This window comes from uncultured Microbulbifer sp. (assembly GCF_913055755.1).
In the GTDB taxonomy this organism is placed as follows: domain Bacteria; phylum Pseudomonadota; class Gammaproteobacteria; order Pseudomonadales; family Cellvibrionaceae; genus Microbulbifer.
The window spans coordinates 26,700-36,509 of record NZ_CAJXKH010000028.1; the positions used below are offsets into that span (position 1 = coordinate 26,700).

At 60.2% G+C, this 9,810-nt stretch carries 8 protein-coding genes; 6 read left to right on the forward strand and 2 right to left on the reverse strand.

Annotated features, from left to right (window positions below; genetic code table 11):
* Positions 1–262 precede the first annotated feature (262 nt).
* Both tsf and rpsB read right to left on the reverse strand, forming a co-directional pair.
* Positions 263–1,126: a translation elongation factor Ts gene (tsf, locus tag QZ511_RS06960; protein ID WP_295800978.1), complete on the reverse strand. Its 864-nt coding sequence runs from the start codon at positions 1,124–1,126 to the stop codon at positions 263–265.
* A gap of 121 nt (positions 1,127–1,247) precedes the next feature.
* The gene (gene rpsB, locus QZ511_RS06965) at positions 1,248–1,994 is read right to left on the reverse strand and encodes a 30S ribosomal protein S2 (RefSeq protein WP_295800980.1); all 747 of its coding nucleotides are present in this window, start codon (positions 1,992–1,994) and stop codon (positions 1,248–1,250) included.
* A 425-nt stretch (positions 1,995–2,419) separates the two neighbouring features.
* Here rpsB and map point away from each other — a divergent pair, with 425 nt between their 5' ends.
* From map to dapD, 6 genes are all read left to right on the forward strand, one after another.
* Positions 2,420–3,190 (forward strand): type I methionyl aminopeptidase, encoded by a 771-nt coding sequence (gene map / locus QZ511_RS06970; protein WP_295800983.1) that lies wholly within the window; start codon positions 2,420–2,422, stop codon positions 3,188–3,190.
* Between the two features lie 128 nt (positions 3,191–3,318).
* The gene (locus tag QZ511_RS06975) at positions 3,319–6,045 is read left to right on the forward strand and encodes a [protein-PII] uridylyltransferase (RefSeq protein ID WP_295800986.1); all 2,727 of its coding nucleotides are present in this window, start codon (positions 3,319–3,321) and stop codon (positions 6,043–6,045) included.
* Between the two features lie 70 nt (positions 6,046–6,115).
* On the forward strand, positions 6,116–7,291 hold the full coding sequence (gene dapC, locus QZ511_RS06980) for a succinyldiaminopimelate transaminase (RefSeq protein ID WP_295800989.1): 1,176 nt from the start codon (positions 6,116–6,118) through the stop codon (positions 7,289–7,291).
* Between the two features lie 54 nt (positions 7,292–7,345).
* The gene (gene nth, locus QZ511_RS06985) at positions 7,346–7,999 is read left to right on the forward strand and encodes an endonuclease III (protein ID WP_295800999.1); all 654 of its coding nucleotides are present in this window, start codon (positions 7,346–7,348) and stop codon (positions 7,997–7,999) included.
* A 37-nt stretch (positions 8,000–8,036) separates the two neighbouring features.
* Entirely contained in the window at positions 8,037–8,381 is a 345-nt protein-coding gene (locus tag QZ511_RS06990; protein WP_295800991.1) for an ArsC family reductase, read from the forward strand.
* Positions 8,382–8,429: 48 nt separating this feature from the next.
* Positions 8,430–9,461 carry a 2,3,4,5-tetrahydropyridine-2,6-dicarboxylate N-succinyltransferase gene (gene dapD, locus QZ511_RS06995; RefSeq protein WP_295800992.1) on the forward strand — a complete coding sequence of 344 codons (1,032 nt, stop codon included), beginning with the start codon at positions 8,430–8,432 and terminating at the stop codon, positions 9,459–9,461.
* The last annotated feature ends 349 nt before the right edge of the window (positions 9,462–9,810 follow it).

Genomic DNA, 9,810 nt, shown 5'->3' on the forward strand with positions numbered 1-9,810 from the left:
TGGTGAGACGGAACCAGCGTTCCGGTTCACGCCCGCCGAACATTACAACAAATTCGACGCTTTACCTATCCGGCAAGTCACTTAACTGTATATTCGGCCAATCCCCGGCCCAATCGATCACTTTCCGTACAAGTCCTGACCCGGAGTCCAGATACTCCCGGGCAGATACTACAGCGGGGCGCCCCGGCACATTCAACAGAACACACCGGGAGCACCCCGCTGAGCCGGCGCCACCATACAGGAAGCGCCGGTATTTAGAGCATCAGGAGCTGGATTTGACCTGAGCGGCCACTTCCGCTGCGAAGTCCACCTCTTCCTTCTCGATACCTTCACCCACTTCGAAACGCACGAAGCTGAGTACGTCAGCACCAGCGCCTTTAGCCAGCTGACCCACGGAAACGTCCGGGTTCTTGACGAAAGGCTGTTCAACCAGGCTGTTTTCCTTGAGGAACTTCTTGATGCGGCCACCCATCATCTTCTCGACGATTTCCGCCGGCTTGCCTTCCATATCCGGCTGCGCCTTGATGATTTCCTTTTCCTTCTCCAGCACTTCTTCAGACATATCTTCAGGCTTGACGACCTGAGGATTGACCGCGGTAACGTGCATGGCGATATCGCGCGCGGTTTCGACGTCGGCGCCACTCAGGGCAACGATCGCTGCGATGCGGTTGTTGGAGTGCACGTAGGCGCCCACTTTCGCCGCTTCAACCAGCTGGATGCGACGCACGCCGATGTTCTCACCGATTTTCTGTACCAGTGCTTCGCGGGCCTCTTCCAGCTCGCCGGCCATCAGCGCTGCAACGTCCTGCTGACGGTCAGCGAAGGCCTTGTCGACAACCTTGGCCACAAACGCCAGGAAGTTTTCGTCACGGGCAACGAAGTCGGTCTCTGAGTTCACTTCGACCAGTACGCCGTAGCTGCCATCTTCGGCGACCTTGGCTGCAACAATGCCGTCTGCCGCGGTACGGCCGGCTTTCTTGGCTGCTTTCAGGCCGGAAGCCTTGCGCAGATCATCAATCGCTTTTTCGATATCGCCATCCGCTTCGGTCAGTGCTTTTTTGCACTCCATCATCGGCAGGCCAGTGCGCTCACGCAGTTCTTTTACCATTGACGCGGTAATCGCCATGATTCAATCCTCGGAGTTCAGATTCAAATTCTGTAATGAAATTGAAAAAAGGGGCCGAATCCAAGGCCCCTTTTTCCCTGTAGCGTAACGTCAAATTGTTACGCTACTAGCAGCGTACTGCTTACTCTGCAGCAGCTTGATCGTCGCTGGCTTCCACGTACTCGTTCTGAGCAGTAGCGCCACCGGCGTCAGCAGTACCGGCCAGAACGGCGTCGGCAACTGCAGTGGTGTACAGCTTGATCGCGCGGATCGCGTCGTCGTTACCAGGGATAACGTAGTCAACGCCTTCCGGGCTGCTGTTGGTATCGACGATACCGATCACCGGAATACCCAGTTTGTTGGCTTCCTGGATAGCGATACGCTCGTGCTCTACGTCGATCACGAACAGCGCGTCCGGCAGGCCGCCCATGTCCTTGATACCACCGATGGAGCGCTCGAGCTTCTCCATGGTACGGGTGCGCATCAGGGCTTCTTTCTTGGTCAGCTTCTCGAAAGTACCGTCCTGAGACTGGGCTTCGAGGTCGCGGTAACGCTTGATGGAAGCGCGGATGGTTTTGTAGTTGGTGAGCATACCACCCAGCCAGCGGTTGCTGACGTAGGGCTGACCTGCACGCTCGGCCTGCTCTTTGATGGACTTCTGCGCGGCGCGCTTGGTACCAACAAACAGAATCTTCTTCTTCTGCGCAGCCATGCCTTTGATGACTTGCAGCGCTTCGTTGAAGGCCGGAACAGTGTGCTCCAGGTTGATGATGTGAATCTTGTTGCGGGCGCCAAAGATGAATTGACCCATCTTCGGGTTCCAGTAGCGAGTCTGGTGACCAAAGTGGACACCAGCCTGCAGCATATCGCGCATGCTGACTTGCGGCATAATAAACCTCAGTATCAATTGGAAGAGCGGGCTCTAAGCCAGGTCTTCCCGGGTTTTATCCTCCATATACCCCACTCGCCAATCCCCTCTGGCAAGACCACCGAAAATGGCAGTTCAGGCCGGGAGACACCCAGGCGAATGTGCCGGTATATGTGCGGCGTTTGTTGAGGGCCGAGGCCCTTCAGTTAAGTATTCGCCCCGGGTCTGCACCCGAGGCGGCGCGCTTTATACCACATTACCCCCACCGCTGGAAGCTTCAGGGGCGCCATCGAATGCCTCCGCAACCGGCAATTCCCGCCCCGGCCACAACCGATCTCCCCAACAGCATAATGCCGCGCAACGCCAATTCCGCTACAATACCGCGCCGCACAAGGCTCGCCACCCCGTCTGGCCTACACACATTCGCAGCAAGATCAGGATTTTTCATGACCAAAGCCGTAAAAACACCGGAACAGATCGCCAAAATGCGCACCGCAGGCCGCCTGGCCGCAGAGGTGCTGGAGATGATCGGCGAATATGTGGTTCCCGGTGTCACCACGGAAGAGCTGGACCAGCGCTGCCACGACCACATAGTCAACGTGCAGCAGGCAATTCCCGCCTGTCTCGGCTACCGGGGCTTCCCCAAATCCATCTGCACCTCGGTCAACGAAGTAATCTGCCACGGCATCCCGTCGGAATCCAAGGTGTTGAAGAAAGGCGACATCATTAATATCGATGTCACCGTCATCAAAGACGGCTGGTACGGCGACACCTCGAAGATGTACTTCGTGGGCAAACCCGCACCCCACGCCGAACGCCTGGTCAAGGTTACCCAGGAGTGCCTGTACAAGGCGATCGAGATAGTGCGCCCGGGCACCACCCTCGGCGATATCGGTCACGTGATCCAGCAACACGCAGAAAAGAACTACTACACGGTAGTGAAAGATTTCTGCGGCCACGGCATCGGCGACGTGTTTCACGACGAGCCCCAGATCCTGCACTATGGCAAGCCCGGCACCGGCCAGGTGCTGGAGGAAGGCATGACCTTCACCATCGAGCCCATGATCAACGCCGGTAAACCCGGCTGCCGGGTACTGCGGGACGGCTGGACTGCAGTCACCGTGGACCGGCGCCTGTCGGCACAGTGGGAGCACACCATGGCCGTGACCAGTGACGGCGTAGAAATTCTCACCGCGCGCAAGGAAGAATCCTTCTAAGCATTGGCAACCCCGGGGGACCCAGCGCCTCCGGGGCACTCGCGCAAATATGGCCTATCGCGGCCAGGGACGGAACTACCGGTCCGGGACTTCCCGGCGCAACACCGGCAACAACGCAGACAGATTCCATGCAGCTGGCCAAAACTCCGCATTTTGAAAAGCCCCTGTTCTTCTTCGACCAGTCGCGTTTTCGTCGCGCGCTGGCGGAAGGGGCCAAACCCGCCCTGGAAATTTTCAAGGACGCCATCGGCGCCGCCGATACCCACATGGCCCGCCGCTTTCGCGAGGGCGAGGACATCCGTACCCTGGTATACGAGCGCGCCCTGTTTGTAGACTGCCTGCTGCACTACGCCTGGCACCAGTTCAGCTGGCCACAGAACATCAGCCTGCTGGCGGTTGGCGGCTATGGCCGCGGCGAGCTGCACCCCCACTCCGACATCGACCTGCTGATCCTGGGCGAAGACAAACCGGACGACGCCACCATCGACAATATCGAGCGTCTTGTCGCCCTGCTGTGGGACCTGAAACTGGATATCGGCCACTCCGTTCGCACCATTGATCACTGCGTGGAACTGGCGGCGGAGGATATTACCGTCGCCACCAACCTGATGGAGTGCCGCACGGTCGTCGGCAACCCCGCCCTGTGCGAAGCCCTGTGCGAGCGCCTGACACCGGACAAAATCTGGCCTGCGGAGGCCTTCTTCAGCGCCAAATACGCCGAGCAGGAAGAGCGCCACAGCAAGCAGCGCGGCGCCGAATACAACCTGGAACCGAACATCAAGAACGCCCCCGGCGGGCTGCGGGACATCCAGACCATCAACTGGGTGGCCAAGCGCTACTTCCACGTGCGCACCCTGAAGCAGCTGCAGGGCAAGGGCTTTTTCACCGAAGAAGAGTTCGCCATCCTGCAGTCCGGGGAAGACTTCCTGTGGCGGGTGCGCTACGGCCTGCACCTGCTGGCAGGGCGTCCCGAAGAGCGACTGCTGTTCGACTACCAGCGGGAACTGGCGCGGGAGTTCGGCTACAAGGACAACGATATCCATCTTGCGGTAGAGCAGTTCATGCATACTTACTACCGCATTGTGATGGCCCTGCGGGAGCTGAATGACGTACTGCTGCAGTTCCTCGACGAAGTGATCCTGCAGCGGGGCACCCACCTGCCGGTCACCCCCATCAACGAGCGCTTCCAGCTGCGCGGCAATACTATCGAGGCCGCGGTCACCCGCACCTTTATTGAGCACCCGCCGGCGCTGCTGGAAATTTTCGTGCTGATGGCCAACAACCCCGAGATCCAGGGGGTGCGCGCCTCGACCATCCGCCTGATCCGCGAACACCGGCACCTGATCGACGACCAGTTCCGCGCAGACCCGGTCAACGCGCGCCTGTTCATGCAACTGCTGCGCAGCCCCCGGGGCCTCTCCACCCAGCTCACCCGCATGACCCGCTACGGTATTCTCGGCCGCTACCTGCCGGAATTCGGCCGTGTCACCGGACAGATGCAGCACGACCTGTTCCACATCTACACCGTGGACGCCCACACCCTGCAGGTGGTGCGCAATATGCGCAGCTTCCGCGGCGACGACGCCTGGGAGAAGTTCCCGCTGGCGGCAGAAGTCATGTCGCGCATGCGCAAGCCGGAATTGCTGTACATCGCCGGCCTCTACCACGATATCGCCAAGGGCCGCGGCGGCGACCACTCCAAGCTGGGCGTGGTGGATGCCGACGCATTCTGTCGCCGCCACGGCCTGTCCGCCCGCGACCGCCGCCTGGTGTGCTGGCTGGTGGAAAAGCACCTGCTGATGAGTGCGGTATCGCAGAAGCAGGACATTACCGACCCGGAAGTGGTCCACGCCTTTGCCGCGGAAGTGGGCGACCGCGAGCACCTGGATTACCTCTACGCACTGACCGTGGCCGACATCAACGCCACCAATCCGGATTTGTGGAACAGCTGGCGCGCCAGCCTGATGCGCCAGCTGTACCAGAACACCCAGCGCGCCCTGCGCCGGGGACTGGAAAACCCCATCGACCGGGACGAGATCTATATCGAAACCCAGGCTCAGGCGCGCAATATGCTGCGGGCGATGGGCCTGCCGAGCAATTCGGTGGAGGATATCTGGTCGGAAATGGGGGAGGATTATTTCGTGCGCGAGAGCGCCGACAATATCACCTGGCACACCGCCGCCATCTACCAGCTGCAGCAGGATCCGAAGCGGGATGCGGACAGCGACACACTGGTGCTGACACGCAACTCGGGTCCCGGTGAGCACGACGGTGCCACCGAGGTTTTCGTCTATACCCCGGACCGCCCCAATGTGTTCGCCGCCGTGGTCACCGGCCTGGACATGCTGAACCTGAACATTCACGACGCGCGCCTGTACAGCTCCGCCGGTGGCTACACTCTGGATACCTTCTACGTGCTAGACGAGTCCGGCCAACCTCTGCTGGACGAACCGCAGCGCCTGGAACAGATACGCAATACCCTGCAACAGGAACTGAAGCTGGTGGAGGACTACTCCAAGGTGATCAAGCGCCGCACACCGCGCCGCCTGAAAATGTTCCACCTGCCCAGCCGCGCGCACATCTCCACCGAGCCGGAAGATATCTACAGCACCCTGGAAATCATCAGTGCCGACCGCCCGGGCCTGCTGGCGCGCATTGCGCGCATCTTTATCAGTCACGACCTGCGACTGCACAACGCGAAGATTTCCACCCTCGGCGAGCGGGTGGAGGATATTTTCCATATCACCGACGCGGACGATAATCCGCTGACGGACATGGAACTGGTAGAAACCCTGGAACAGGCGATCTGCCAGGAACTGGACGCCCACCAGGCTACCCTGCCGCCGCAGCCGTAAACGGCTTTGCGGGAGCCGGACTGGCGACAGACAACGGAATGAAACTCAAACAATCGGAAGCAACGCGAGTATGAATCCCAACTTGCAAAACCTGCAGCCCTACCCTTTCGCCAAGCTGGCGAAACTGAAATCCGGCCTGGAAGCGCCGGCGGGGCTCGCGCATATTGCGCTGTCCATCGGTGAGCCGAAACACACACCGCCGGATTTTGTGCGCGACGAGTTGATCGAGAATCTCGACAAGCTCACCGCCTACCCGGTGACCAAGGGGCTGGACCCGCTGCGGGAAACCATCGCCGACTGGCTGTGCACACGTTTCAAGCTCGCGGGGGTGGCCGCCGACACCCAGGTGCTCCCGGTCAATGGCACCCGCGAGGCCCTGTTCGCATTTGCCCAGGCTATGGTCGCACCCGGTGCAACGGTGCTGATGCCGAATCCGTTTTACCAGATTTACGAGGGTGCCGCGCTGCTCGCCGGTGCCACGCCGCACTTTATCAACTGCAGTGCCGAGAGCGGGTTCAAGCCGGATTTTGACTCGGTACCGGAGGCTGCCTGGCAGGCGTGCGAACTGCTGTATATCTGCACCCCCGGCAACCCCACCGGTGCCCTGCTCGACCTCGATGATCTCAAGCAGCTGATCGCGCTCGCGGACAAGTACGATTTCACCATCGCTTCCGACGAGTGCTATTCCGAACTGTATTTTGACGAGCACAATCCCCCGCCCGGTTTGCTGCAGGCCTGCGCGGAACTCGGGCGCGACGACTACCGCCGCTGCGTGGTATTCCACAGCCTGTCAAAGCGCTCCAACCTGCCAGGGCTGCGCTCCGGTTTTGTCGCCGGCGATGCCGGAATCCTGGAGCAGTTCCTGCTCTACCGCACCTACCACGGCTGCGCCATGCCGCTGCCGACTCAGTACGCCTCCATTGCCGCGTGGCAGGACGAACAGCACGTAAAGGTGAACCGCGATCTCTACCGGGAAAAGTTCACCGCGGTACTCGAAATTCTCGACGGCTGCCTGGACGTGCAGAAGCCCGAGGCCAGCTTTTACCTGTGGCCCAAGGTCGGTGATGGCGAGACCTTTGCCCGCGAGCTGTTCCGCCAGCAAAACATCACCGTATTGCCCGGCGCCTATTTGGCGCGAGAGGCCAGCGGTCAAAACCCCGGCAGCGAGTACGTGCGCATGGCGCTGGTCGCCACCCTGGAAGAGTGCGTCGAGGCTGCCCGTCGCATTCGCGATTTCTGCCGATAGCCCACTAGCTCAACATTCAACATGACCGAAGCCATACAAACCCCAAACCGCAACCTGCTGAAAGCCGAACGCGTCGAGTACATCCTCAACCGGCTGGAAGAGCTGTATCCGGAAACCCCGGTACCCCTGGATCACTTCGACGCCTATTCGCTGCTGGTCGCCGTGCTCCTGTCCGCGCAGTGCACCGATGAACGGGTCAACCAGATTACACCGGCGCTGTGGCAACTGGCGGACAACCCCTTCGACATGGCCAAGGTACCGGTGGAGAAAATCCGCGAGGTGATCCGCCCCTGCGGCCTGTCGCCGCAGAAGTCCAAGGCAATCCAGAAGCTGTCGGAAATCCTGGTCAACGAATACCACGGCCAGGTCCCGGAAAATATGGCGGCGCTGGAGATGCTGCCCGGCGTCGGGCACAAAACTGCCAGCGTGGTGATGGCCCAGGCCTTCGGCCACCCGGCATTCCCGGTGGACACCCATATCCACCGCCTGGCCCAGCGCTGGGGGCTGACCAGCGGCAAGAACGTGGCGCAGACGGAAAAAGACCTGAAGCGCCTGTTCCCTCGCGACAAATGGAACAAACTGCACCTGCAGATTATTTTCTACGGCCGCGAATACTGCAGTGCCCGCGGCTGCGACAGCACCGTGTGCGAGATCTGCACCACCTGCTACCCGGCGCGCAAAAACCCGAAGAAAACCAAAAAAGCCTGAGTTTTTAAGGCTGGATCGACAACCCACAGGAAAGAAGATGATTACCCTTTACGGCATCAAGAATTGCGACACCGTAAAAAAGGCCCGCAAGTGGCTGGAACAGAACAATGTGGAATACACCTTCCACGACTTCCGCGAACATGGTATGGACTCGGTACCCCTCGCCCAGTGGTTGCAGGAGTTTGGCTGGGAGCAGGTTTTGAACCGCCGCTCTACCAGCTGGCGCGCCCTCGACGACACCCAGAAGAGTGCGCTCGACAACACCGCTGCAAAAGCACTGGCCACCGAGACACCAACCCTGATCAAGCGCCCGGTCATGACCGATGGCAACAACACCCTGTTCGGCTTCAAGGCCGACAGCTACGCCAGCTTCACCGGATAAATTTCAGTAGTTAAAAAACAAATTCAGACTCAGGTAAAGGATACGGACATGAGTAACATTTACAGCATCGGCTTCGGCGTCGGCACCTGCAACAGCAAGGGCGAATGGCTGGAAGTTTTCTTCCCCCACCCGGTCATCTACCCCACGGACGAAGTTGCCAGTGCGGTGACCGGCACCCTGAACATCGACGGCGGCAACGTCGCGGTCGCGCTGGACACTGCCCAGCTGCAGCCGCTCGCGGAACAACTGGAAAGCGCCGGCGCCAGCGAGCAGGCAGCCATCTTGCGCCAGTTCGCCAGCAGCGAACGCCCGCTGGTCGCGGTGGTGCTGCACAGCGACGATGCACCGCAATCCGTGCCCGAGGCCTACCTGAAACTGCACCTGCTTTCCCACCGCCTGGTAAAGCCCCAGGGCATCAAGCTGGACGGTGTATTCGGCCAGCTGCCGAATGTGGCCTGGACCAACCAGGGCGCCATCGACCTGCAGGAACTCCCCCAGCGCCAGCTGGAAGCGCGCCTGAAGGGCGAACTGCTGGAAGTGTCCTGCGTGGACAAGTTCCCGAAAATGACCAACTACGTTGTGCCCAAGGGCGTGCGTATTGCCCACACCGCCCGCGTGCGCCTCGGCGCCTACCTGGGCGAAGGCACCACCATCATGCACGAGGGTTTCGTGAACTTTAATGCGGGAACCGAAGGTCCGGGCATGATCGAAGGCCGCATTTCTGCGGGCGTTTTCGTCGGTGCCGGATCCGACCTCGGCGGCGGCAGCTCTACCATGGGCACCCTGTCCGGCGGTGGCAATATCGTGATCTCCCTGGGCGAAGGCTGCCTGCTGGGCGCCAACGCCGGTACCGGCATTCCCCTGGGAGACCGCTGCACCGTGGAATCCGGCCTGTACATCACTGCCGGCACCAAAGTCGCAGTACTTGATGACAAAGGCGAAGTGGCAGAATCCGTCAAGGCGCGGGACCTGGCCGGCAAAAACGACCTGCTGTTCCGCCGCAATTCCAGCACCGGCACAGTTGAGTGCCTGACCAACAAGAGTGCGGTTGAACTCAACGCCGAGCTGCATAGCAACTGACATACGGTATGAGGACTTTGTCATTACCGGGCCCGCTTGAAGCTGGTCCGGTGGCGGCAAAGCATCTGGTGGAGCTTTTCGGAATCGCTGTATATACGTCCTGTACGCTCCGGCGGTGCCATCCATGGCACCGACGGTTCCGAAAAGCTCCACCATATACTCTGCCTTCGACCCAACTTTTGCGCTTCGATATTTACTACCGAGTCATTTCAGCTGAACTCGAAAAGTGATGTGAATTTCAATGCGAAGGCCTGCCTGCCGGGGGCTGTTCGCGAGACCTTCTAAAACAGGGATGTTTTAGAAGAGCCCCCAGGGATGGGTTGAGGGGGGACGCCTAGTCCGTGTCTCG

Bases quoted from the DNA above. Each gene is read 5' to 3' on its own strand.
- tsf (WP_295800978.1), bottom strand. From the start codon at position 1,126: ATGGCGATTACCGCGTCAATGGTAAAAGAACTGCGTGAGCGCACTGGC.
- rpsB (WP_295800980.1), bottom strand. From the start codon at position 1,994: ATGCCGCAAGTCAGCATGCGCGATATGCTGCAGGCTGGTGTCCACTTT.
- map (WP_295800983.1), top strand. From the start codon at position 2,420: ATGACCAAAGCCGTAAAAACACCGGAACAGATCGCCAAAATGCGCACC.
- QZ511_RS06975 (WP_295800986.1), top strand. From the start codon at position 3,319: ATGCAGCTGGCCAAAACTCCGCATTTTGAAAAGCCCCTGTTCTTCTTC.
- dapC (WP_295800989.1), top strand. From the start codon at position 6,116: ATGAATCCCAACTTGCAAAACCTGCAGCCCTACCCTTTCGCCAAGCTG.
- QZ511_RS06990 (WP_295800991.1), top strand. From the start codon at position 8,037: ATGATTACCCTTTACGGCATCAAGAATTGCGACACCGTAAAAAAGGCC.
- dapD (WP_295800992.1), top strand. From the start codon at position 8,430: ATGAGTAACATTTACAGCATCGGCTTCGGCGTCGGCACCTGCAACAGC.